We start from the raw sequence: 23611 nt of genomic DNA, 5'->3' as shown, positions 1-23611 counted from the left end.
AACCGAGTTATGGACTGGCACGGATGGTTTTCCCTTGGGTTGGCGGGTGCCGCCCTGTTACTGATGAGCTCTGGCCGCTTTGCGCCGCATCTGGTGATGATGGCGGCCTTGGTAGTGCTGAGTGCCAGCGGTATCATCGGCCCGGAACAGGCCCTTGCCGGCTTCAGTAATCCGGGGCTGATCACCGTGGTTGCTCTGTTTGTGGTGGCCTCCGGTGTTCACCATTCCGGGGGTGTCGACCTCCTGGTGCACTACATTCTGGGCAGCCCGAAAACCGTTCGCGGGGCCCAGGCCCGCATTGCCTTACCAGTCACGTTACTTAGTGGCTTCCTTAATAATACGCCGGTGGTTGCCACCATGATTCCGGCCGTTCATGCCTGGTCGCGCAAGATTGGTATTGCCCCTTCCAAGCTGATGATTCCCCTCAGCTATGCCGCCATTTTTGGCGGAACGCTCACCCTGATCGGTACCAGTACCAACCTGGTGGTCAATGGTCAGTACCAGCAGCTGACCGGTGAAGAAGGCTTTTCAATCTTCGCCATTACCCAGGTTGGGCTGCCGGTAGCGATCATCGGGGTTGCTGTGATGTTGCTGGTACTGCCGCGGATGCTGCCAGATCGTAAAGACCAGCAGAAGTTCGGCTCGGTTAAAGAGTTTACGCTGGAAGTGGCGGTCGCGTTCGAGGGGCCGCTGGTCGGCAAAAGCGTAGGCGAGGCCGGGCTGAGGGAGCTGGACCGACTTTACCTGGTTGAAATTGAGCGGGATGGCAGCGTGGTGACGGCGGTGCCATCGGAAGAGCGTCTTCGGGGCGGTGACCGCCTGGTGTTTGCCGGCGATACCCAGGCAATTTCTGATCTGTTGAGGATCAACGGCATCGTGCCTTCGGTGCATGATGATGAGCCGTCTCTCAGCAAGGACCGCGCCGAACGGCGTTTGGTGGAGGCCGTGTTGTCGCCCCAGTCAGATGTGCTTGGCCAGACCATCAGGGATGCCCGGTTCCGGGACCGCTACGGTGCCGTGGTGCTGGCGGTTGCGCGGGGAGGTGAACGGGTGCCGGGTAACCTGGGTAATATTCGCCTGAAGCCCGGCGATGTGTTGTTGCTGGAAGCGCGCCCTGCGTTTGTCAGCCGGCAGCGATACAACAAGGATTTCCTGCTGATCAACGACCTCGAGACCGAAGCGCCGCGCCATGACCGGGCCTGGTTGTCCTGGGGGATTCTGCTGGTGCTGGTCGGGCTTGCCGCCTGCGGGATCATGACCATGCTCAATGCTGCCCTGGTGGGAGCGTTCATGATGATTCTTTCCGGCTGCTGTTCGGTCGGCCAGGCCCAGAAAGCGGTGGACGTGCCTGTGATTCTTACCATCGCCGCTTCCTTTGCCCTGGGCGGCGCACTGGAGCAGACTGGCGCGGCGAGTTACTTGGCCGGTGCGGTGTTTAGCCTGAGCGATGGGAACACCTTGCTGGCGTTATTGCTGGTTTACCTGGTGGTATCGGTGCTGACGGAAGTGATCACCAATAACGCCGCGGCCGTCCTGATCGTTCCCGTCGTACTGTCGCTCACCTCGGCGATGGGTGTGGATTCAGAGCCGTTTATCATTGCTGTGATGATGGCCGCCTCCGCCAGCTTCGCAACGCCGCTGGGTTACCAGACCAACATGATGGTGTTTGGGCCGGGTGGTTATCGTTTCAGCGATTTTGTCCGGGTCGGCTTGCCGATGAATGTCTTTATCGGGCTGGTGACTGTGGGGGTTATTTCTGTGGTTTACAGCGTTTGATGGGGGTTGGCAAGGATGTCGCAGCACAGAACCTGCAGACGGCCCTTATGCTGGTAGGCCAGTGACAGAGTGACGCACATGTAGGCGCCGGTTACGCACAGGTAGGGCGTCGTAACGTGCAGGTTCTCAGGCTGAGCCAGTGCCTGGCGCAGGTACTGCTTGCGGAACCAGTCGGCGCTGGTGGTGTTCTCCAGCGGCCGGAAACGGGGGTCCCGCTTCTCAATGGCGGAATCGGAGACCAGGGTGTCTTCAATCTGGATGCCCTTGTCATCCGCCAGATAGCAGCGGGATACGGCGGGGTGGTTCAGAAGTTCAAAGCAGGCCTGTGACATCAGGCTACCGTCCTGCAGTCGTTCAATGGCCCGCCGGAACGGCCCGTTGAAATAGTTGACCAGTTGCTGCGTGGGGTCCTGGGTGATCTGTTTGCGCTTCTTGTATTCCTGAAGTAATTCTTCGAGGTCTGCCGGCGTGTGGGGCAGTTCCCCGAGCTCAAGGCAAGGGCGCCGGAAATAGAATCCCTGTACAAAGTCCACGCCAGCATCGATGGCTATCATGGCCTGATCACGGGTTTCCACGCCTTCCAGTAGTACCAGGCATCCCGACTGGTGAAGCAGTGACACCATGCCATTCAGAATCTGCCTTGCCCGGTGATCGTCAGTGGCGCGAGTGAGCAGTGTACGATCCAGTTTGACGATATCCGGCGACAGGTTCCAGATTCGCTCGAAATTCGAGTGGCCGGCGCCAAAATCATCAATGGCGGTGAGGCAGCCAAGTTTCCGGTAGTAGGCGACGGTATCTTTCAGTCTTTCAGCATCGTCTGTGGGCTGCTCAACAATCTCCATCACAATTCGATGGGGTGGTAGCCCGGTTTTCTTCAAAAGTGACCCAAAGAATGAATCAGACTGGCTGCCACTGGTCACCACCCGGGGCGATACGTTCAGGAACAGCCAGTTCAGTTGATCTTTTATGCCGCTGTAGTTACGGATGTGCAGGTATCGACACAGCCGGTCAAGCAACAAATTTTCTGCTTCGGTGTCCGGAAGTTCAAATAGGTGATTGGGTAGTACAGCGGCGTTGTCATTGTCGAATGCCCGGATCAAGGCCTCATAACCAACGGTCCGTTTGTGGGAGATGCTGTAGATCGGTTGCAGGGCGGTTCTGAGCTTCAGCCCTCTGAACTCGGCTGTCCAGGTATCTCCTTGCTGGGTGAGCATGGGGGAGAGCAGGTCCAGTTCTGGCGCTGGCAGGATATCGGTAAGGCTATGGGACATAGGCGAGTCTGAACCGTTTAACGAACGCATCAGGAGCAGCAGTTGCGATGCTGACCACTGAACTGTTAGCCAGAGTGCCCACATCCCTGGCACGTTTGCCTGTATTTCAAGGCGTTAACTGTTTAGCTAAAGCGCAGATTGCCAAAAAACAAGAATCATTACCACTGTTTAACCGGTAAAACTCGAAACAGTTTGTGACTTTGTGTTGGTGTGGTGAATTCGGGGCGGGGCTTTGGAGAGCAGAATCCCCGGCAGGCCGGGGATTCAGAATGGGGCAGATTAATTGTTGCTAGGTACTACAACGGATTCGTCGAATTCCAGTTCCATGTCGTTTCCTCTCGGTCACTGAGGCCCCGGACGGGGCGAATTAAAGTATGTGAGAAGTTTAGCTTTGCTGTGAATTTGCACAATCCGTAGAACCCGTATTCGACCAAAGTGGCCAATGCCAGCCCGGTGTCCGCCAAAGACTTGATCAGATAATTTGATGTATCCCGGCAGAATATTTTGATTTTCACCCTGGAGTTCGGGGCCTAGACTAACCTTAATGTATAAGGCGCATAGGTTGGCGTAGTCCAGGGATGGAGGATTTCCCAAATCATGAAATTACGAAATACCAACACAGCCTACGGTCTGATCGCCGTCAGTTTGCACTGGCTGGTGGCGCAGGCGGTCATCGGCCTGTTCGGGCTCGGCTGGTGGATGGTGGATCTGTCTTATTACGACCCCTGGTATCGACAGGGGCCACACATTCACCGGAGCATTGGCATCCTGCTGTTCATAGTGGTAGTTGCGAGGTTGTTGTGGCGATTTGTGACTCCGCCTCCCGAGCCACTACCTGAACACCAACGGTGGGAAGTGATTGCCGCCCATGGGGCCCATGGATTGCTCTATCTGCTGCTGTTCTTAGCGATGATCAGTGGATACCTGATCACCACGGCCGATGGCTCGTCCATCAGCGTGTTTGGCTGGTTTGAGGTGCCTTCAGTCACCGGCCGGATAAAGGGGATGGAGGACACCGCGGGTGCGGTCCATTACTGGAGCACCTGGGCACTGGTCGGGCTGGCCGGGCTGCATGCCCTGGCGGCCTTGAAACACCACTTTATTGATCGGGATGCCACGCTCATCCGCATGCTTGGCCGCAGTTGACTCAGATCTGAAGACCGAAGCGATAACCGTGACTCACTAAGGGAGAAGACCATGAAAAAACTCTTGCTTGCATCCGCCGTTTCCGTGGCACTGATTGGCACTGCCAATGCCAGCGAACACAGCGGCACCTATGCCTTTGATAAAGAGGGCGCCCACCAGTTCATCACCTTCAAGATTTCCCATCTTGGCTACAGCTGGCTGTATGGCCGGTTCAACGACTTCGACGGCGAATTTGTCTACGACGCCGAGAACCCGGAGAACAGCACGGTCACCGTTACAATCGACACCGCCAGTGTGGACTCCAACCACGCCGAGCGCGACAAGCACCTGCGAAGCGAAGACTTCCTGTATGTCAGCGAGTTCCCGGAGGCGACCTTTACCAGTAAGCGGATTGAGGTAGATGGCGACGGCGAAGCTGATATCATCGGCGACTTCACCCTGCGCGGCGTGACCCGTGAGATCACTCTGGAAGCCGAAATGCTGGGCCACGGTGAAGATCCCTGGGGCGGCTACCGTATGGGCTTTGAGGCCGAGACTGAATTTCGTCTGAAGGATTTCGGTATTCCGATGGATCTGGGTGAAGCCTCCGAAACCGTTGAAATCAAGATCTCCATCGAAGGCATTCGTCAGTAATCCTGATTGAAACCTCTGCCTCAGGTTCCGGGGTTAAACCCGGAACCTGCCTGTCTGTTGCTCCAGTTCTGAAGCATATCCCGCAAGGGACTTGCTAATCCCATCGATGGCACGAGAGCGCTCAGCGCTGGCCGCGGCCAGGTCGTTAATGTCGGTAATGCTGCGATTGATTTCGTCAACAACCTGGGTTTGTTCCTCGGTGGCCGACGCCACGCTGGTGTTTACATCGGTGATATTTGAGATGGCCTCCAGAATGGCTTGCAGTTCCTGCTCGGCCTCGGTGGCCAGTTTCTCTGTCTCCGCCGCCTCTTTACTGCCGGTTTCCATCACACTGACCACATCCGAAACGCCAGTCTGCAGAGCTGTGATCATGGTCTGAATGTCCTCGGTGGACTGTTGGGTACGTTGGGCGAGCGTTCGCACCTCATCCGCCACAACTGCAAAGCCCCGGCCTTGTTCACCGGCTCTTGCGGCTTCAATGGCGGCGTTGAGGGCCAGCAGGTTGGTTTGTTCGGCGATACCGCGAATCACGTCCAGAACCGAGGTAATGTTGTCAGAGTCATCAGACAGCTTACGGATCACACCAACCGCCTTGGATATCTGGGCCGCCAACCGGTGCACCTGCCTGGATGAATTCCGGATGATTTCGGCACTGTTCTGCCCCTTGAGGTCTGCTTCCCGGGTGATCTCGGCCGCCCTTGAGGCATTCCCGGCAACTTCTTCGATCGCGCTTTGCATCTCATTGATGGCCGTTGCCACCATGGAAATCGAATCGGTCTGGCGGGTAACGCCCTCGTTGTTGTCCCTCGCAGCAGACGCCAGTTCAGTGGCGCCTTGGCCCAGATCCCGGCTCAGGGTCTGTATTGAGCCGATCATGCCCTGAAGGTTCTCCAGTACCTGATTGAAACTCCTGGCCAGTTGCCCCAGATCGTCCTCCACGGCCACCGGTATTCGTTGGGTCAGGTCGCCTTCACCCTGGGCAATGTTATCGAGCTGGCTGCGCAGGGCCTGAATGGATCGGATGATCAGTCTCAGGAAAATCAGGAACAGGGCAATACTGATAACGATGGCCGCGACCGTGATAACGGTAATGGTTACGGTGCTGGAAGTGCCTTCGGCGCGGGCTTCGGCATAGCGACTCTGGGCCCGTTCCTCTGCATGGCCCTCGGCCCGGTCGTAGAAGGCTCGGAGTTGTTGGAATAGCCCGATGGTTTCTGTGGCAGCAAGGTTTCTGGCCCGTGCTCCGCCCCCCCGCTCTGCCAGTGCCAGAACCTGGCGCGCGGAGCGTTCCCATTGGTCAAAGGCCTGGTCAAAGCCCCCGGTCACCGAGCTGATCCCCGTGCCCCGGAGCCGCGCCACACTGTCAGTATAACGTCGGCGGGCCTGTTCGACGTTCTCCTCAAAATCGGCGACGGCGTCAGTTGTATCTTCTCCGTTCAGGGTCTGGTCGACCACCATCATCTGGGCAACCAGGGCCTGATACAGGTCACGGTCACCGTTGAGGATTTCGGCAACGGAGGGCAGGAAGGTGACGGCAATATCTTCAGTGCTTTCCACCAGGTGTTTGGCAGTCAGCATACCGAACCCACCAGCGACAACCAAAGCAAGAGAGGTAATGAAGAAGGGTAAGGCGATCTTGGTGCGCAACCCCAGATTGTTTAAAACGTTCATTCAGCCTCCAGATTATTGTTGTTGCTCTTGAGGCTAAGAGTAGCAGGGGGTGAGGCGTTGTCACCCTGAACATGAGGGTGGAATCTTGATTTAGCTCAGGATTTGATGACGAATCAGGGTTGTTGCACGTTGCCGGATTGTTCACTGGTTCGGCAAAGATGCCGTTGACGCCAGAACTGGGCGATAAAGATGACAACGCCGATGACCAAGCCGGCCCATAGATAGGGTTCAGGCATCTGGAATGATCCACTGATGGCGAATTCCACCAGCAACATCAGGACGACGGCCAAGATAGCATTCACCAAGGCTGTCACCAAGGCGTGCCCGCAGGCTTTAAGATTGGGTTTCATAGGTTTCCGCTTGTCTGGGGATAAAACGGCTTTCTATTCACTGTGGCGAGAATACGGTGCACCTTACAGACTCTCCATGCGGGAATTCCGCTATTGGAAATTGGTGTATCGTTGCTTGCGTCCATATAATGTGCGCCACATTGCCCGGTGTTTGTGCCGGGTTACCGGGGCTGCATCAAAGCCGCATTTCAAAACAGGCAGTTAAGGCAAAGAGGCATCTATGCCAGAGTTTCAGACAACGGATGAAGGTTTCGAAAGAGTATCGCTACGGGATTATACCGAGAAGGCCTACCTCGACTACTCCATGTACGTGATCCTGGACCGTGCATTGCCCAACGTAGGGGATGGGCTCAAGCCGGTGCAGCGTCGGATTGTTTATGCCATGTCGGAGCTGGGGCTGAAATCCACCTCCAAGTACAAGAAATCTGCCCGTACCGTTGGTGATGTGCTGGGTAAGTTCCACCCCCATGGTGACAGCGCCTGCTATGAAGCCATGGTGCTGATGGCGCAGCCGTTCTCCTATCGCTACCCGTTGGTGGATGGTCAAGGTAACTGGGGCTCCCCGGACGACCCGAAATCGTTCGCCGCCATGCGTTACACCGAATCCCGCCTGGCTGCCTTTGCCGATGTTCTGCTGGGTGAGTTGGGGCAGGGAACCGTGGACTGGACGCCGAACTTTGATGGCACCATGGAAGAACCGTCCGTTCTGCCAGCCCGGTTGCCTCATGTGCTGCTGAACGGCACCACCGGCATTGCCGTGGGCATGGCCACTGACATTCCGCCGCACAATGTGCGCGAGGTCACAGCCGCCTGCATTCGTCTATTGGATGACCCGGAAGCCACCGTTGACCAGCTCTGTGAACACATCAAGGGCCCGGATTTTCCCACCTATGCGGAAATTATTACCCCTCGCAAGGATTTGAGACAGATCTATGAAACCGGCCGCGGCTCTCTGCGTATGAGAGCGCGCTGGGTTCGTGAAAGTGGCGAGATCGTGATTACCGATCTGCCACATCAGGTATCCGGTAACCGGGTGCTGGAGCAGATTGCCCAGCAGATGCAGGGCAAGAAGCTGCCCATGGTGGCGGACCTGCGTGACGAATCCGACCATGAGAACCCCACCCGCCTGGTGATCGTGCCCCGGTCCAACCGGGTGGATCTCGATGGTTTGATGGCGCACCTGTTTGCCAGCACTGATCTGGAGAAAACCTACCGGGTCAATATTAACGTGATCGGTAACGATGGCCGCCCGGGTGTAAAAGGGCTTCACCAGATCCTGACCGAGTGGCTGGCGTTCCGAAAGACCACGGTTACCCGTCGCCTGCAACACCGTCTGGATAAGGTTCTGGCCCGGTTACACATTCTCGAAGGCTTGTTAATTGCCTATCTCAACATCGACGAGGTGATTGAGATCATTCGTACCGAAGACAAGCCCAAGGCGGAATTGATGTCCCGGTTCGGACTGTCGGCAGACCAGGCGGAAGCTATCCTTGAGCTTAAATTGCGTCATCTGGCAAAACTCGAGGAAATGAAAATCCGCGGTGAGCAGGACGAACTGGCCGCGGAAAGGGATGAGCTGCAGGCCATTCTGGGCTCGGAAGATCGCCTGCGCGAGCTGATAAAGACCGAACTGCAGCAGGATGCCGAAACCTACGGTGATGACCGCCGTTCCCCAATTGTTGCCCGTGAAGAGGCCAAGGCCTTCAGTGAGATTGACCTGGTGTCCAACGACCCGGTCACTGTGGTGCTGTCGGAGAAGGGTTGGGTGCGGGCTGCCAAAGGGCACGACATTGATCCGTCCGGGCTCAGTTACAAGTCTGGCGACCGCTTTGCGCTGGCTGCCAGGGGCAGAAACAATCAGCAGGCCATTTTCCTCGACAGTACTGGGCGGGCCTATGCTCTCATGGCTCACAGTCTGCCGTCTGCCCGGGGGCAGGGCGAGCCTCTTACCGGCCGGATCAACCCACCGTCCGGGGCGACCTTCTCTGGCCTGCTGATGGGGAATCCGGAGCGTAAAGCGCTGCTGGTCACCGACGGCGGTTATGGTTTTGTGACCTCGTTGAACGACATGATCAGCAAGAATCGAGCTGGCAAGGCGGTGGTGTCTGTGCCTAAAGGGGCGCGAATCATGCCCCCCGTGCTGATCCCAGAGACAGCAACAACCCTTTACCTGGCGGCCATATCCAACGAGGGGCGCATGCTGGTGTTCCCGCTCAGCGAATTGCCGGAACTGGCCAAGGGTAAGGGCAACAAGATCATCAGCATTCCCTCTGCGCGCGTTCAGAATCGTGAGGAATATGTGGTGGCTGCCGCCGTCTTCGGTGAAGAAGACCAACTGGAGGTGAAGGCCGGCAAACGCAAACTGGGTCTGCGTTTTGCCGACCTGGAGCATTATCTGGGTGAGCGTGGCCGGCGTGGTCACAAATTGCCCAGAGGGCTCCAGCGGGTAGACGGCATTGATGTGATTCCGTCTGCCGCCCGTGCTCAGGAAGAAGCTCAGGACGTGGAGGGCACCGACAGTGAGTGAGCTGGTTCTGGTAAATGTGTCCGGGCGAGACAAGCCTGGATTGACCTCGGAGATTACCGGGATCATGGGGCAGTATTATGTCCGCATTCTGGATATTGGCCAGGCGGTGATTCACGACCACCTGACCTGGGGCATACTGATCGAGATCCCGGATGAGTCGAAATCGTCCCCGGTGATCCGTGACCTTCTTTTTCGGCTGCATGCCCTGGATCTTCAGGTGCGCTTTGCCCCCATCACCGTGGAGGAATACCAGGCATGGGCCGAAGGCCGTAACCGGGCCTGCTACATCGTTACTCTGCTATCCCGTGACATCAAGGCGGAACAGATCGCCCGGGTATCGGCCATTACGGCCCGGCATGGGCTGAATATCGACAACATTACCCGCCTTTCCGCACGCCCGTCGCTCAATCAGGGCGAGAACCGCATTGCCTGTGTCGAGTTTTCGGTGCGGGGAACGCCGTCAGACCTGGAACAACTTCGGGCGGACTTCCTGCATATTGCCGGTGAGATGAACGTGGACATCGCCTTCCAGGAAGACTCCATTTTCCGGCGAAACCGCCGGTTGGTGGTGTTTGATATGGACTCCACGCTGATTGAGGCGGAGGTGATCGATGAGCTGGCCCATGAGGCTGGCGTGGGCGAGCAGGTTGCGGAAATAACCGAGCGTGCCATGCAGGGTGAACTGGACTTCAGCCAGAGTTTTGCCGAGCGGCTGGCGCTGCTCAAAGGCCTGGATGAGTCGGTGCTTGAAAGAATTGCCGGTCGGCTGCGTATGACAGAGGGGGCAGAACATCTGATCCGAAGCCTGAAGGCGCTGGGCTACCGCACCGCGATTCTCTCCGGTGGCTTTACCTACTTTGCCCGCCACCTGCAGCAAAAACTGGGCATTGACTACGTTTATGCCAACGAACTGGACATTGTCGACGGCAAGGTGACCGGTCAGGTTAAGGGGCAGATCGTGGATGGTAAGCGCAAAGCCGAGCTGCTGCTCGAGATTGCCGAAAAAGAGCATATCTCAAGGGAGCAGGTCATCGCCGTGGGTGATGGTGCCAACGACTTGCCGATGCTGAGCCAGGCTGGCCTGGGCGTGGCCTTTCGTGCCAAGCCGCTGGTCAAGGAATCGGCTCGACACTCCATTTCCACCCTGGGCCTGGACGCCATTCTGTACCTGATCGGTTTTCGCGAAAGTGACACCAATCAGACTCTCCAGAACAGCAGCCTGTGAATGCAAAAAGGGCGAGGTTCTGACACCTCGCCCTTTTTACTCAATCCGGAATTGGCGTCCGGTCAGTGGTCTCCGAAGTCGTAGTTCATCTCCGGTACTGGCGCCTGCAGGTAATAACCCTGGATATAGTTCACCCCGGCCTGCCACAGCGTTGCCAGTACGCTGGCGTTCTCTACCAGCGGTATGATGGTGAGCTTGCCGGCATTCTGCAGGCTCTTGACCATTTCCTTGACCTGCTCCTTGGCTTCATCGCTCTTCTGGATTTCTTCCGTGAACGAGCCGTCAATCTTCACGTAGTCGGCGTCAATGTGCTTGAGCGTGTTGAACGGATTCAGGGCGCAGCCAAACTGGGCAATGGATACCTTACTGTGAAGTTCATGTACTGCTTTGGTGAACTCCTTGGCCTGCTTCATGTAGTTGTTGGCATCGCCTTCACGGATCTGGAAAATCAGTGAGTCTCCCGGCAGGCGAGCCGCCTTGAGCGCAACGCTGAGCCAGGGCGTAAAGGTTTTGTCCTGCAGTGTCTCGGCGGTGATGTTCAGGAACAGCCTGGTGTCATGACCCCGTGACCGGTGGCTTGCCAGCTGTTTGATAGTTTGCAGGATCACCCAGCGGTCAATCTTGATGGCCGTGTCGCTCGGCCCCATCGGGGGCAGGAAGTCGTAGGGAGAGACTTCCTCGTTGTCTTTGTCGAGCATGCGAACGAAGGCCTCGTAATGCTCTTCGCCCTCACCCCGCAGGTTGATGATAGGCTGGAACAGCAGCCGGAAGCGGTTGTCATCGAGAGCCTTGAGGATAGCCTCAACCGAGTTGCTTTCATCCAGGCTTTCGTACTGGGCGGGATTATAGACCACGATCCCGTTACCACGTTCATGGCCCTCGAGCTTCTTAACCTCAGCGGAGGCTATATGGGCACGCCCCATCAGTTCCTCTGCCTTGGGCGAATTCTCCGTAATCGCGGCTACACCGATGGACACTGTCAGCGGTACCGTCTTGCCGTTGATGTCAAACAGATGATCTTCAACCGCTTTGCGGACCCGCTCAGCAATGCTTTCCATATGTTTCTCATCGCAGGGCAGGCACATCAGGCAGAAGGCATCATCGCTCAGCCTGGCCAGCGTCACTTCCTCGCCGGCCTGTTCTTTTAGCAGCGAGGCCAGATCACCCAGCAACAGATCGGCACCGGCGATACCGACCTGGCCCTTCATGCTTATGAAGTTGTCCAGGGCGATGTAGGCCAGGGCGCCGGTCTGGTTGTTCTTGCCGGCATTGGCAATGGCCTGGGCCAGAGCATCCATCAGGTATTGACGGTTATACAGGCCCGTAAGCAGATCCTGGCTGCTGATCTGTTTGAGCTTTTCTTCCAGCTCTGCATCGCTGTGTTCTGGCTGCAATACAATCTGCGTGCAGGCTTCGCCATCATAGGTGGCGGCAGAGACAGACATGGTTACGTTCAATTCCTGATCGTCGCTGCGGCGTGCGGTACAGTTCAGGGTCATGCCGTCCTTGCCATCATCGGCAAAGGCCTTCATGAAGTCTTTGTACTTGTCCTGGCTTTCCGGGGTCAGGGTATCGAGAACCGGGATGCAGATAAGGTCGTCAATGTCGTCGTAGCCCAGGAACTCCATGTAGGACTGGTTGGCGTAGATGTGCATGCCATCGTTGATGTAGGCGATGGCGTCCTTGGAGCTTTCCAGAAGCAGCTGGCAGCGCTGTTCGGCCTCACGCAGGTGGGACTCCAGAACCCGACGACGGCGGCGCTCTTCCAGGGCGGCCAATTCGCGTTTCACCACCAGGACGAGCAGATCCTTGTACTCGAACGGTACAGCATCCTGCCCGCCGGCCCGGATAATGTTCACCGTTCTTTCCCGGCTGACTTCCTCGGTCAGGAGAACGAAGGGGATGTCCTTGTCCATGCGCTTGACCATGGCCAGGGCGTCATCTGGCCCGAACTCCTGCTCCAGGTCCCGGGCCAACAGCAGGTCCCAGTTACTGGTTTTCAGGGCTTCTTCCAGATCTTCTTCCGAGGTTATACGGTGTGCCCGGGTGGCCTTGCCCGAGTTGCGGAGCAGGCTGACCATGGATTCAGCATCATTTTGAGATGGATCAAGAATCAGCAGGTGTACGGTCGCGTTTTTTTTCTGCATTCGTAAGACTTCTCATGGATACGGTCACTTCCGCTGAATGATGCAGGGGTTGGCGATCAATAACAACCCTGGCAGTAGCCGTGGTTCACAGTCTTTCCGACCTTTGGCGTTACAGTGATGGCCACAGGGAGTCGAATTCGTCTTCCGTGGCGCCGGGCGTTGATGGCGGGGCGCCATTCGGACTGGCCAGGGCCGCCGGATTCTGCAGTTTCAGTTCAAACTGGCTGATGCTACCGGTGGCAGAGACCTTCTTGAGCAACTGCCCCTGATCTTCCCGGCCATCGTGCAGCAATGAGATGCGACTGCCACTCTGGAAGGGCAGTCTCGGGGTTATGAGGGTAGCGGCCTGATTAACCACACTGATCTCCGGCAGTAGCAGCCCCCGGAGGTATTCGCTGCTGTTGCCCACCTTCTGGATCAGCCTTACCCCGCACGGTGCGGCGCTTGGGGCCAGCAGCTCAATGCCGATCTGGGTGCCCTGATTCCGGACCTGACGCAGCCAGCGCACCACGGCGATGCTCCAGGGGTGGGATTTCTGTTCACGTACCCCAAGAATCTCACCCGCCTGCAGCGAGGCTGGTACATTGGTTTCCCAGGCAACGCAGTAGCCACCCGGGCTGGTGTTGATCAGCAGGGCATGATGGGAGCGGGGGCGGCTCTTCTCCTGTCCCGTGGGTATGGCGGCCCCGGTACCCGACTTGAAGTTGATCGGTGCATCGGCCGCGTGCAACCTGTCTTCACTTGGGCCCGCGTCGTGGGCTCCGGCCCAGGCGTCCGTGTTCCGGTTGGCATTGCGGATAAACCGGTTTTCCTGCTCGGGATCAATGGTTTCGTTACCGTTCAGGAACTCGGCAAAGGTCTTTTCACCAGCTACGAAATAGTGGGTGGCCGTCAGGCCGACGCAGACCTCCAGCGTGCCCTGGCTGGAAATGCGGTTGAAATTCCGCTTGGCCAGAATACCCAGCGCCTGGCTGAGATGTGTCAGCAGGGTGTCGCTGATTTTGGGCGATACCTGTAGCCGCGTAGCATCTTTCTCGTGGCTGCGCCTGGCGTGCAGCACCTCGGCCAGCTGCGTGGAAAGATCTTTGGTGTCAAAACCGAAGCTTTCGTCCCCCGGTTTGTTTTCCAGCAAGCTCCGGTAGACTGGCGGGTTGTCCAGCTCCATGTTGATCACGAACAGGCTGTCAGTTCCAATGTCCGGGCCGCACTGGCAGAACTCGGTCCAGGACTCGAACAGCTCGTAAACCTGAGTCAGCTCGGCCTGACGCAGTTGATTGGGGCGGGCGCAGCCCAGCAGGAGAATGCGTTTGTAGCTGTCGGCTACAGTACTGGCGCGGCGATGGGTCAGGGTGTCGTCATCGATTTCCAGTGCGGCCAGTTTGTTCCGATGCGCAAACCGGTACAGACGGTGGCACTCCAGCCAGCTCAGGGCCGGGCTTGGGCAGTAGAGCTGATGCGAACGGACAATCGTGGCGCCCAGCTCGGATATGGCGCGGTGAACGGCGGCGGCAACGTGGCGGCGATTTTTTTCCAGACCGCCGTTATCCAGATATTCCAGCACACACAGTTTATAGCCGCTGGCCAGGTGCAACTGGAGGGCCTGGGCCAGGTTGGCAATCTTGCGCTGCTTCTCGGGCAGGGCGATGGCCAGGCCCAGAAAGTGGCGTGACAACTCGTTGCAGACAAAATGAATTTTCTCGCGAACCAGCTCAAGGAACTGCATTCGTTGCTGCGGCGCCAGAAACAGGTGGTTCAGTTCAATAATCGCATGGTAAAGCTGGCGGGATGCCTCACCGATGTTGGCCATCGGTAGCTGGTCAATCCACAGACGAAAGGCCTTGGGTGTCGTATCGCAAAACGACAGGCTTGCGGTTTTCTGTTCAGGAACCTTCAGTTCAGGTTTCAGAATATTGCCTTCCATGATCTCACGCCAGTGTTTGAGTCGCTTTGAGTATGTATCGACCGAAAGTGTCGAAAATACATGCTTTTATTGTCTTTACCTATAGAACTTTAAGATAGCAAACCAATAACAAAAAGCGAGAAGATCATGAGTTGACAATCTTTGACAAGTGTAAGTGGGACCGCTTTTGCGACATGTCTCACGTTACGCTGATGTTGGCCTGATTATCGCCTGTGAAAACAGGGGTTTTACTGGTTTCCCCGGGCAGTTCCCTGACCAGCCTTGGAACCAGAAAGCCCGGCAGCCGCGTCATAAGCGCCCGAACCAGCGCTGCCGCCGCCTGGTCGCTGACATCAAAGTGATGGGCGCCGGCAACGGGATCAAACGCGTGCAGGTAGTAGGGCATAACGCCGGAATCAAACAGGTCTTCACTCAGCCGGGCCAGGATGCTGGCTGAGTCATTGACCCCTTTCAGGATCACGCTCTGGTTGAGCAGGGTCACCCCCACTTCGCGAAGGCGCGCAAAGGCTTTTCGTGTGTCTGAGTCTAGCTCTGCCGGGTGATTCACATGCACCACGAGGATTTTCTGAAGTGGCGAATTGCCAAGCCAGCCCAGCAGGGCGTCGCACACCCGTTGCGGAATAACGACCGGTAGCCGGCTGTGTATTCGCAGGCGCTTGATATGCGGTATGCCTGCCAGGGCTTCGGCCCATTGCGCCAGTAGCCGATCATTCACTGCCAGTGGATCACCACCGCTGAAGATCACTTCGTTAATTTCGGGGGCGGCATTCAGGGTCGCCAGAACCTGCTGGCGGTCGTCCGGACCGAGCCGCTGGGATTCATAGGGGAAGTGGCGGCGAAAGCAGTAGCGACAGTTGATTGCACACTGGCCCGTTACCATCAGCAGTGCCCGGCTCTGGTACTTGCGGATCAGCCCTGTGGTCTGGATGGCGTTGTTCTCTTGCAGCGGATCGCGCACATAACCTGCTTGTTGTCGCGATTCTTCCGCCAGCGGCAGTACCTGTCGCAACAGGGGGTCATTGGGGTCACCCGGAGTCATTCGCCGTATGAACGGCTCGGGCACCCGCACGGGAAACAGTTGGTGGCCCGCGCTGGCACCCGTGAGCCAGGGCTCCGCCGGCAGGTTCAGGCGCCCAAGCAGCTGCTCCGGGCAGGTAACGGATTCTGCCAGAATCTGTTGCCAGCCTTTAGCGCAATTGTGGGGCTGTCGACGCGGTTCGGTAGCGATCAACGATGGCTCTTCGTTACGGGCTTCTATACGGGCAGGGGTTCGCTGTATCATAGCGACCTTTGAAATTTTAACGACAGTCTGTCAGGTGGACATTTCATGGCTTCATATTCTACCAACGAATTTCGCAGCGGTCTCAAAGTTTTGCTGGATGGCGATCCCTGTATCATGCTGGAGAACGAGTTCGTCAAGCCCGGTAAGGGGCAGGCGTTCAACCGCGTTAAATTGCGCAACCTTATGACCAACCGCGTCTGGGAGCGTACGTTCAAATCCGGTGAGAGTCTGGAAGCCGCGGACGTGATGGACCAGGACATGGAATACCTGTACACCGACGGTGAGTTCTGGCATTTCATGCTGACCGACGGCTCCTTCGAACAGTACGCCGCCGATGCCAAGGCAGTGGGCGACACCGTAAAGTGGCTGAAAGAGCAGGATGTTTACACCGTGACCCTGTACAACGGCGCGCCGCTCACCGTTACACCGCCGAACTTTGTCGAGCTGGAAGTAGTGGATACCGATCCGGGTATGAAAGGTGACACCGCCCAGGGTGGTTCCAAGCCGGCAACACTGTCTACCGGCGCAGTGGTGAACGTACCCTTGTTCATCACCATTGGCGAAGTGCTGAAAGTGGATACCCGCTCTGGCGAGTACGTTAACCGCGTCAAGAGCAGCTGATCCGACAATGACCGATCAGCCTGTCTGGCAGCCTTCTGCCTCGCGGGAGCATCTTAAAAGCCGTGCACAACAGCTAGCCTGGGTGCGCGGCTTTTTTGCAGAGCGGGGTGTTTTGGAGGTGGAAACGCCGGTGCTCGGCCGGCATGGCGTCACCGATATCAACCTCGACGGTATCGTGGCGGCGGTCAACGCTGCGGGAGTTTCCGGCGGCTGGTTGCAGACCTCCCCTGAATATCACATGAAACGCCTGCTGGCGGCGGGCTCGGGATGTATCTATCAGATTGCCCGGGTATTCCGTAATGGCGAGCGTGGTAGCCGCCATAACCCCGAATTTTCGTTGCTGGAATGGTACCGGGTGGGCCTGGACGACAAGGCGATGATGGCCGAAGTGGCTGACCTGGTGTGTGGCTGGCTGGGATGTGATCGCCCGGATGTGCTGACCTACCGTGAGGCCCTGCAGGCGCTTGCCGGCATCGATCCGATGGCCATCACGGATCACGACCTGTACCAGTACTGTCAGCAATGGCTGGAGCAGGAGCAGTTGGCCGGCATGGGGCGTGATGATTGCCTGGACCTGGTGATGAGTTTCAAGGTGGAGCCACTGTTGGGGCGGGGCCGGCCGGTGTTCATTACCCGGTATCCGGCTAGCCAGGCAGCATTGGCCAGGGTTGTCTCAGACGGCGATGGCTACCCGGTAGCGCATCGATTCGAGCTCTACATCGACGGGCTTGAGTTGTGCAACGGTTACTGGGAGCTGACCGATCCGGTTGAGCAGCGAGCCCGGTTCGAACAGGACAACCGCCGCCGAAAAGCAGCGGGCAAGGGGGAGATGGCGGTTGATCAGAGTTTTCTGGCAGCCCTGGACGCCGGGCTGCCCGAGTGTTCCGGTGTGGCCCTGGGCTTGGACCGCCTGCTGATGCTGAAAACCGGGGCTGAGCGGATAGAAGACGTGCTGGCGTTTCCGATCGAGCGCGCCTGAGCCAGATCTCAGGTGTTGTTGCTGCCTACCCTGCCAAACGCTTCGCCCATGCGTACGCTTTTGCCGGGAACCTGATTGGCGTCCCAGGTTACCGCGCCCTTGGGCATTGCCAGGACAACCGTGGAGCCCAGGCGGAACCGGCCCATTTCCTCACCTTTCTCAAAACGGATCGCATCTTCGCCCTGATAAACCCAGCGGGTTATCTGTGCAGGTTCCGGCGCAATTACGCCGGCCCAGGTGGTTTCCATGCTGCCCACGATCATCGCGCCGACCAGAACCAGGGCCATGGGACCTGCCTCGGTATCGAAAATGCAGACAACGCGTTCATTTCTGGCGAACAGGTTGGGAACATGTGCGGCGGTAACCGGGTTCACCGAGAAGAACTTGCCCGGAACATAGACCATCTCGCGCAGTGTGCCGGCCATGGGCATATGAATGCGGTGGTAGTCTTTGGGCGACAGATAAATGGTACTGAACTCCCCGTGGCGGAACGGCTCAGCCCGGCTGTCGTCACCGCCGAGGATTTCCGTCAGGCCGAAGGACTGGCCCTTGGCCTGGAAAACTCTGTCGTTACTGATCTGTCCGAGTTGGCTGATGGTACCGTCGACCGGACTGACAAATACATCGCTGCCTTCCGCCACAGTGCGCACGCCGGGTTTGAGGGCGCGGGTAAAAAACGCATTGAACGAGGGATAGGCGGTAGGGTCTGACTCAGCTGCTTCGCTCATGTTTACGCCATAGCGGCCGATAAACCATTTAACAACGCGGTTTTTCATGGCCGGGGCGCTCGTGCTGTCGGCCAGGCGACCTGCCAGTCGAGAGACAGCGCGTTGGGGCGTAATGTATTGGCTCAGTACGAACAGTTTGTCAAACATCAATAAGTCTCGGTAAGAACAGAGGCGGCAGTGTAACAAAAGCGGCCCCGTGTATAGAAATTGTTTCACGCCTTCGCTGTTCGTTCAGAGCCTTGCTATTATCAGGGCACAGCTCGCCCCGGTCGGGGTGGAGAACCCGTGACTGACCTCGGTCGTTAACGAGATAACAAAAGGCGTATATCTTTTCATGCTGCTGATTATTGGTGCGGTGATAGTTGTTGCGAGTGTGCTGGGCGGATACGTGCTGCACGGTGGTCATTTGATGGTGCTGTGGCAGCCGACCGAGATCTTGATCATCGGCGGCGCGGCGGTTGGGTCATTCATCATTGCCAACCCCATGCACACGGTGAAAGAGGTAGGGCAGGGTTTCATGCGGTTGCTGACCGGCTCGCCGTTCAACAAATCCTACTATATGGATTTGCTCAGCCTGCTGTATGAAGTGTTCGACAAATCTCGCAAGCAGGGGGTCATGGCCATTGAAGAGGACATCGACAACCCTGAAAACAGCCAGATCTTCACCCGTTACCCGGCCATCATGAAATCCCGCGATCTTCTGGATTTCATCACCGACTACCTTCGCATTATCAGTTCCGGCAACATGGCGCCCCATGAGCTGGAAGGCATGATGGAAAACGAGATCGACAGCCGTCAGCATGAGCTGGAAGAGCCCGCTCACGCGGTCAACAAGGTCGCCGACGCCTTGCCGGGCCTTGGTATCGTGGCGGCGGTACTGGGTATTGTCATCACCATGAACTATCTCACCGAGGGGCCAGAGAAAATCGGCCTGAGTGTGGCAGCGGCCCTGGTAGGTACGTTCTTGGGTATCTGGCTGGGTTATGGTTTTGTTGGGCCCATGTCGATTTCCATGGAACACTCAGCCAAGTACGAGCTGAAGGCTTATGAATGCGTGAAATCGGCCATCGTTGCCACGGTGTCCGGTCAGGCGCCCCAGATGGCCATTGAATTCGGCCGCAAGTCGTTACCCACGGATAAACGACCTGGTTTCCAGGAACTCAACGACCACGTTCGTTCGAAGTGACGAGCTGCGTCTTAATCGCCCGGAGTTGAGTTGTGGAAGAACAGCCGATCATCATCAAGCGCAAGAAAAAAGTGGTCGGGGGCCATCACGGTGGCTCCTGGAAGGTGGCCTTTGCAGACTTTGCCACCGCCATGATGGCGTTCTTTCTGGTTCTCTGGCTGACGGCCACAGCGTCTCCGGAACAGAAACTGGCGGTTGAAGGTTATTTTAAAGATCCCATTGGCTTTGTAGAAGGAGGCTCTGCGAGTCCGATTGACTTGGGCGGTAGAGCCTCTGTGGCTGATCAGATGCAGCCCGATCGGGTTGAGGGCTCCGTGAGTTTACAGGATGAAACAGTTGACCTTCTGGCTGATGATTTGGAGCGCCGTCGCATGCAGGCCTTGCTTGGGGTGGTTCAGAAGCAAATTGAACAAAGTGAAACTTTGCAGGAATTCAAGGACCAGCTTCTGCTTGACATTACTGACGAAGGCTTGAGAGTCCAGATCGTTGATCGGTCTGGTCGGCCCATGTTTGACAGTGGTCGCGCAGAGCTCAAGTACTATTCACAGGATATTCTTTTTGAATTGGCCAAAAAGCTTGGGTCTGTCAATAACAAAGTAAGTATTACCGGTCACACGGATGCTACGCCTTTTGTTGGGCGTCCTGGCTATACAAATTGGGAGTTGTCTGCTGACCGCGCGAATACCGCCCGCCGGGCACTTGTGGCCGGTGGTGTAAGGCCCGAGCAAATCGCTCGGGTGGTTGGTTTGAGTGATTCTGTGTTGTTCGATAAAGATAACCCAACTGCACCAGTCAATCGTCGGATTTCAATAATCGTTCTCAATAAAAAAGCGGCAGACAGTATAGAAATAGATGCAGGCAACTACGATCAGCCCCTAATTGATCTCACAGAGCCGAGCGAATTGGAGCAACGGGAGGCGGTCGAGCGTCTTGAAAGTGGCGATTGGTTTGAAGAGCAACCGGATCCAGCACCCGGTGAGTTGAACTGGTAGGGGAGTGTCGATAAGTGGCTCTTTATCTGTCAGGAAATGCGAAGCCCTCTGGCTTGCTGTTCCGACATATCTTGCAGAATCCGGTGAAAACTCTGTAGCCGTTCCTTAGAAACCGTCCCGACTTCTGCTGCCGCATCAAGCGCGCAGCCAGGGTCTCCCATGTGGCGGCAGTTGCGAAACTTGCAAAGCCCGATCAGCGGCCGAATTTCCCGGAAACCATACTCCACTTCCTGCGGGGTCATATGCCACAAACCGAACTCCCGAATCCCTGGAGAATCGATCAGGTCGCCGCCTCCCGGCAGGTGAAACAGCTTGGCTGTGGTGGTGGTGTGTACCCCCTTGCCCGTGCTCTCCGACACCGCGCCCACCCGGAGTAATTCGTCCGGCAGTAATGTCTGGATGATGGACGATTTCCCCACCCCAGACTGGCCCACGAAAACGCTGGTTTTGTCCCGGACCAGTGACTCCACCTCTGGCGCAGGCTGCCCGGCGCAGGCAGCGGCAGAGGTGCGCGCCACCTGGTAGCCAAGCGCTTCATAGCGACCCAGCAGCGTATCAATCTGGGCCCGGTTCTGGTCGGTGATCAGATCGGTCTTGTTCAGCAGGATTACCGCCGGAATATCGGAGCTTTCCGAGGCCACCAGGTAGCGGTCAATGAGGTTGTCGTGAGGCTCCGGCTCCGGTGCAATCACCAGGATAATATGATCGATATTCGCCGCCACTGGCTTCAAGGCGCCGAAGTTATCCGGCCGCTGCAGCAGGTTGTTGCGCTCACAGCGGGCTACGATCACCCCGGTCTCGCTTTTCCCGGGCCGCCACACCACCCGGTCACCGGTTACCAGGCTGTCGATATTGGCCCGCACAAAACACCGGAACACCCGGCCGGTGTCGTCACCTTCCAGCGCTTCGATATCCAGCTGCTGGCCATAGTGGGCAATCACCAGGCCTTCCTGTTCAGGCCCCAGTTCGCCGGCTTCAGCTTGCGCTTCCACGGCTTTTTCCTTGCGGTTCAGCCGTTCGGTGCGTTCCTTCTGGATTTTCTCGATGCGCCACTGTTGGCGTTTGTTCAGTTTTCTCTTGGCCATCGGCTCTCAAATGTTCCGGGAAAGTGGTGTGTCACATGATACGTGAATCATGGACAATAGGCAGAGTTTCTGAACTTTTGCCTATGGCCGTCTGGATCCCGACTTGGGTGCAGGTGCTGGCCGGGGACACCTTTCCGGGAGACGCTACGAGCACATCCCTGTGCGCTTGACTGAAGCCATCCATGGCTTCAGACACTCCCGGAAAGGTGTCCCCGGCCAGCACCCCGATCTACAAAGTGGGTTTCAATTCGACATGCGGCCAGCAATAAGCATGGATGTGGAGGTGTGGTGTGGCTTTTCGGAAATTTCGAAGGCCATGGATGGCCTGAGAGAAGCGCACATGGATGTGCTCGTAGCGGTTTCCGAAAAGCCACACCACACCTCCACCAGCACCCAAACTAAACCGCATAGGAATATACAATGCCCAACCACAACCGTTTAGTGTGGATAGACCTGGAAATGACCGGCCTGGATCCGGAGAAAGAGCGGATCATCGAAATGGCCACGATAATTACCGATTCAGAATTGAACCTGGTGGCTGAAGGCCCGGTAATTGCCATTCACCAACCAGACAGCCTGCTGGATGCCATGGACGAATGGTGCACCAACACCCATGGCGCCAGCGGCCTGACCCAGCGGGTGAAAGACAGCAAAACCTCCGAGGCCGAAGCCGAACAGGAAACCCTGGCCTTCCTCAAACAGTACCTGTCCGCCGGCGAATCACCGCTGTGTGGTAACAGCATCGGCCAGGATCGCCGCTTCCTCGTGAAGTATATGCCCGAGCTGGAAGCCTTCTTCCATTATCGTAACCTGGATGTCTCCACCATCAAGGAACTCGCCCGTCGCTGGCGCCCGGATGTACTTGATGGCGTGAAAAAGAAGGGCAGTCACCTGGCCCTGGACGACATTCGCGATTCCATCGACGAACTTCGCCATTACCGGGAGACCTTCTTCAAGCTGTAATGCCGTGCTGTCGCAGAGCCCAGGCCACATGTTCCCGCACCAGCTCGGAAGGGTGGTCTGCCCGTTGTTTCAGTGCCTCGATCACCGGAATGGTGGATGGGGCGTTGCCCAGTCCGACCGCCAGGTTGCGTAGCCAGTTTTCATAACCGGTTCGGCGGATGGCCGAGCCTTCGGTGCGCTTCAGGAACTCGTCCTCTGTCCACAGAAAAAGCTCGGCCAGGCTACTATTGTCGAGGCCGTGCCGGGGTTGAAAGTCGTTTTCCCGGGTCGGTTTGTTGAATTTGTTCCAGGGGCAGACCAGTTGGCAGTCGTCGCAGCCGAATACCCGGTTGCCCATTTTTGACCGCAGCTCCTCCGGAATGGGGCCCTTGAGCTCAATAGTGAGGTAGCTGATGCAGCGGCGGGCATCCAGTAAGTGAGCGCCAACGAAGGCGTCAGTAGGGCATACCTCCAGGCAGGCGGAGCAGGAGCCACAATGCTGGCTGTCAAAGGCTTGGTCTACCGGCAGCGGAGCGCTGGTAAAGATTTCACCCAGAAAGAAGAATGAGCCGGCCCTGGGGTGAATCAGCATATTGTTTTTGCCAATCCAGCCCAGCCCCGCCCGTTGGGCGAGACCGCGTTCCAGAACCGGTGCGCTGTCTACGAAGGCGCGGTAGTCGTAGCCGCTGACCGCAGAATCAATCTTTGCTGCCAGGGTGGCCAGCCGTTTGCGCATCAGTTTGTGGTAATCCCGGCCCAGGGCGTAACGAGTCACGTAGGCGGTTTCGCGGTCAGTGAGTACCTGTTTCGGATTGTCCGGAGCGGGCAGGTAATCCATCCGTACTGAGATAACACGGGTAGTTCCTGGTACCAGTGAGTCTGGGGTGTAGCGTTTGTCGCCGTGGTCTGCCATATACGCCATGTCGCCATGGTAGCCGGCTTTCAGCCACTGTTTCAGGCGTTCGGCGTGGGGCCCGGTATCTGCGCAGGTGATACCGGCGTCGGCAAAGCCGAGCTCGCTGGCCCAGGCCCGGATCTGGTAGGGCAGGGCATGCAGTGCCTCATCTTCTGGCCGCTCGGAGCGGGGCTCTGGGTTTGACGTCATGGGAGAAGTCGGCTGTGTAACCTG

19 protein-coding genes are annotated in these 23611 nt (G+C 57.3%); 10 read left to right on the top strand and 9 right to left on the bottom strand.

The window, feature by feature from the left end:
* Positions 1-9: 9 nt before the first annotated feature.
* Positions 10-1776, top strand: coding sequence for an SLC13 family permease (locus ASQ50_RS05260; protein ID WP_058092094.1), 1767 nt, complete (start codon positions 10-12; stop codon positions 1774-1776).
* Here the strand turns inward: ASQ50_RS05260 and ASQ50_RS05255 are convergent.
* Positions 1764-3047 (bottom strand): EAL domain-containing protein, encoded by a 1284-nt coding sequence (locus ASQ50_RS05255; RefSeq protein WP_058092093.1) that lies wholly within the window; start codon positions 3045-3047, stop codon positions 1764-1766. The two genes, ASQ50_RS05260 and ASQ50_RS05255, sit on opposite strands and share 13 nt — an antisense overlap.
* Positions 3048-3644: 597 nt before the next feature.
* Between ASQ50_RS05255 and ASQ50_RS05250 the strand changes: the two genes are divergently transcribed.
* Positions 3645-4193 carry a cytochrome b gene (locus tag ASQ50_RS05250; protein WP_058092092.1) on the top strand — a complete coding sequence of 183 codons (549 nt, stop codon included), beginning with the start codon at positions 3645-3647 and terminating at the stop codon, positions 4191-4193.
* A 51-nt stretch (positions 4194-4244) separates the two neighbouring features.
* Positions 4245-4826 (top strand): YceI family protein, encoded by a 582-nt coding sequence (locus ASQ50_RS05245; protein ID WP_058092091.1) that lies wholly within the window; start codon positions 4245-4247, stop codon positions 4824-4826.
* Positions 4827-4859: 33 nt separating this feature from the next.
* Here ASQ50_RS05245 and ASQ50_RS05240 read toward each other — a convergent pair whose 3' ends face one another.
* Both ASQ50_RS05240 and ASQ50_RS05235 read right to left on the bottom strand, forming a co-directional pair.
* Entirely contained in the window at positions 4860-6497 is a 1638-nt protein-coding gene (locus ASQ50_RS05240; protein ID WP_058092090.1) for a methyl-accepting chemotaxis protein, read from the bottom strand.
* A gap of 113 nt (positions 6498-6610) precedes the next feature.
* Positions 6611-6847 carry a hypothetical protein gene (locus tag ASQ50_RS05235; RefSeq protein ID WP_058092089.1) on the bottom strand — a complete coding sequence of 79 codons (237 nt, stop codon included), beginning with the start codon at positions 6845-6847 and terminating at the stop codon, positions 6611-6613.
* 220 nt (positions 6848-7067) lie between these two features.
* Between ASQ50_RS05235 and parC the strand changes: the two genes are divergently transcribed.
* Positions 7068-9374, top strand: coding sequence for a DNA topoisomerase IV subunit A (parC, locus tag ASQ50_RS05230; RefSeq protein ID WP_058092088.1), 2307 nt, complete (start codon positions 7068-7070; stop codon positions 9372-9374).
* Positions 9367-10599 carry a phosphoserine phosphatase SerB gene (gene serB / locus ASQ50_RS05225; RefSeq protein ID WP_058092087.1) on the top strand — a complete coding sequence of 411 codons (1233 nt, stop codon included), beginning with the start codon at positions 9367-9369 and terminating at the stop codon, positions 10597-10599. Before parC ends, serB begins: the two co-directional genes overlap by 8 nt.
* 62 nt (positions 10600-10661) lie before the next feature.
* On the opposite strand, the gene ASQ50_RS05220 is transcribed toward serB, so the two are convergent.
* The 3 genes from ASQ50_RS05220 to epmB form a co-directional block, all read right to left on the bottom strand.
* Complete coding sequence (locus tag ASQ50_RS05220; RefSeq protein WP_058092086.1) at positions 10662-12746, bottom strand: GGDEF domain-containing response regulator; 2085 nt, start codon at positions 12744-12746, stop codon at positions 10662-10664.
* Positions 12747-12855: 109 nt separating this feature from the next.
* On the bottom strand, positions 12856-14667 hold the full coding sequence (locus tag ASQ50_RS05215; RefSeq protein WP_058092085.1) for a hypothetical protein: 1812 nt from the start codon (positions 14665-14667) through the stop codon (positions 12856-12858).
* 178 nt (positions 14668-14845) lie between these two features.
* Entirely contained in the window at positions 14846-15949 is a 1104-nt protein-coding gene (gene epmB, locus ASQ50_RS05210; protein WP_058092084.1) for an EF-P beta-lysylation protein EpmB, read from the bottom strand.
* Positions 15950-15994: 45 nt separating this feature from the next.
* Here epmB and efp point away from each other — a divergent pair, with 45 nt between their 5' ends.
* Positions 15995-16570, top strand: a complete 576-nt coding sequence (efp, locus tag ASQ50_RS05205) for an elongation factor P (RefSeq protein ID WP_058092083.1) — start codon at positions 15995-15997, stop codon at positions 16568-16570.
* A gap of 7 nt (positions 16571-16577) precedes the next feature.
* Complete coding sequence (gene epmA, locus ASQ50_RS05200) at positions 16578-17549, top strand: EF-P lysine aminoacylase EpmA (protein WP_058092082.1); 972 nt, start codon at positions 16578-16580, stop codon at positions 17547-17549.
* 8 nt (positions 17550-17557) lie between these two features.
* Here epmA and asd read toward each other — a convergent pair whose 3' ends face one another.
* Entirely contained in the window at positions 17558-18424 is an 867-nt protein-coding gene (asd, locus tag ASQ50_RS05195) for an archaetidylserine decarboxylase (protein ID WP_058092081.1), read from the bottom strand.
* A 187-nt stretch (positions 18425-18611) separates the two neighbouring features.
* Here asd and motA point away from each other — a divergent pair, with 187 nt between their 5' ends.
* Both motA and motB read left to right on the top strand, forming a co-directional pair.
* Complete coding sequence (motA, locus tag ASQ50_RS05190) at positions 18612-19463, top strand: flagellar motor stator protein MotA (RefSeq protein WP_058092080.1); 852 nt, start codon at positions 18612-18614, stop codon at positions 19461-19463.
* 32 nt (positions 19464-19495) lie between these two features.
* Positions 19496-20455 carry a flagellar motor protein MotB gene (gene motB / locus ASQ50_RS05185; RefSeq protein ID WP_058092079.1) on the top strand — a complete coding sequence of 320 codons (960 nt, stop codon included), beginning with the start codon at positions 19496-19498 and terminating at the stop codon, positions 20453-20455.
* A 29-nt stretch (positions 20456-20484) separates the two neighbouring features.
* On the opposite strand, the gene rsgA is transcribed toward motB, so the two are convergent.
* Positions 20485-21540: a small ribosomal subunit biogenesis GTPase RsgA gene (gene rsgA / locus ASQ50_RS05180; RefSeq protein ID WP_058092078.1), complete on the bottom strand. Its 1056-nt coding sequence runs from the start codon at positions 21538-21540 to the stop codon at positions 20485-20487.
* A 420-nt stretch (positions 21541-21960) separates the two neighbouring features.
* Between rsgA and orn the strand changes: the two genes are divergently transcribed.
* Positions 21961-22503, top strand: coding sequence for an oligoribonuclease (gene orn, locus ASQ50_RS05175; protein WP_058092077.1), 543 nt, complete (start codon positions 21961-21963; stop codon positions 22501-22503).
* Here orn and queG read toward each other — a convergent pair.
* The gene (queG, locus tag ASQ50_RS05170) at positions 22493-23587 is read right to left on the bottom strand and encodes a tRNA epoxyqueuosine(34) reductase QueG (RefSeq protein ID WP_058092076.1); all 1095 of its coding nucleotides are present in this window, start codon (positions 23585-23587) and stop codon (positions 22493-22495) included. The two genes, orn and queG, sit on opposite strands and share 11 nt — an antisense overlap.
* Between the last annotated feature and the right edge of the window lie 24 nt (positions 23588-23611).

Origin of the sequence: Marinobacter sp. LQ44 (genome assembly GCF_001447155.2) — a bacterium.
Taxonomy (GTDB): Bacteria; Pseudomonadota; Gammaproteobacteria; order Pseudomonadales; family Oleiphilaceae; genus Marinobacter.
Note: the sequence above shows the minus strand (reverse complement) of the source record. Positions and strands in the feature narration are given on the sequence as shown.

Excerpts from the sequence above, each read along its gene's own strand:
- ASQ50_RS05215 (WP_058092085.1), bottom strand. The coding sequence starts at position 14,667 with ATGGAAGGCAATATTCTGAAACCTGAACTGAAGGTTCCTGAACAGAAA.
- ASQ50_RS05240 (WP_058092090.1), bottom strand. The coding sequence starts at position 6,497 with ATGAACGTTTTAAACAATCTGGGGTTGCGCACCAAGATCGCCTTACCC.
- epmB (WP_058092084.1), bottom strand. The coding sequence starts at position 15,949 with ATGATACAGCGAACCCCTGCCCGTATAGAAGCCCGTAACGAAGAGCCA.
- parC (WP_058092088.1), top strand. The coding sequence starts at position 7,068 with ATGCCAGAGTTTCAGACAACGGATGAAGGTTTCGAAAGAGTATCGCTA.
- queG (WP_058092076.1), bottom strand. The coding sequence starts at position 23,587 with ATGACGTCAAACCCAGAGCCCCGCTCCGAGCGGCCAGAAGATGAGGCA.
- ASQ50_RS05250 (WP_058092092.1), top strand. The coding sequence starts at position 3,645 with ATGAAATTACGAAATACCAACACAGCCTACGGTCTGATCGCCGTCAGT.
- epmA (WP_058092082.1), top strand. The coding sequence starts at position 16,578 with ATGACCGATCAGCCTGTCTGGCAGCCTTCTGCCTCGCGGGAGCATCTT.
- efp (WP_058092083.1), top strand. The coding sequence starts at position 15,995 with ATGGCTTCATATTCTACCAACGAATTTCGCAGCGGTCTCAAAGTTTTG.
- motA (WP_058092080.1), top strand. The coding sequence starts at position 18,612 with ATGCTGCTGATTATTGGTGCGGTGATAGTTGTTGCGAGTGTGCTGGGC.
- rsgA (WP_058092078.1), bottom strand. The coding sequence starts at position 21,540 with ATGGCCAAGAGAAAACTGAACAAACGCCAACAGTGGCGCATCGAGAAA.
- ASQ50_RS05220 (WP_058092086.1), bottom strand. The coding sequence starts at position 12,746 with ATGCAGAAAAAAAACGCGACCGTACACCTGCTGATTCTTGATCCATCT.
- ASQ50_RS05235 (WP_058092089.1), bottom strand. The coding sequence starts at position 6,847 with ATGAAACCCAATCTTAAAGCCTGCGGGCACGCCTTGGTGACAGCCTTG.
- asd (WP_058092081.1), bottom strand. The coding sequence starts at position 18,424 with ATGTTTGACAAACTGTTCGTACTGAGCCAATACATTACGCCCCAACGC.
- ASQ50_RS05245 (WP_058092091.1), top strand. The coding sequence starts at position 4,245 with ATGAAAAAACTCTTGCTTGCATCCGCCGTTTCCGTGGCACTGATTGGC.
- orn (WP_058092077.1), top strand. The coding sequence starts at position 21,961 with ATGCCCAACCACAACCGTTTAGTGTGGATAGACCTGGAAATGACCGGC.
- ASQ50_RS05255 (WP_058092093.1), bottom strand. The coding sequence starts at position 3,047 with ATGTCCCATAGCCTTACCGATATCCTGCCAGCGCCAGAACTGGACCTG.
- ASQ50_RS05260 (WP_058092094.1), top strand. The coding sequence starts at position 10 with ATGGACTGGCACGGATGGTTTTCCCTTGGGTTGGCGGGTGCCGCCCTG.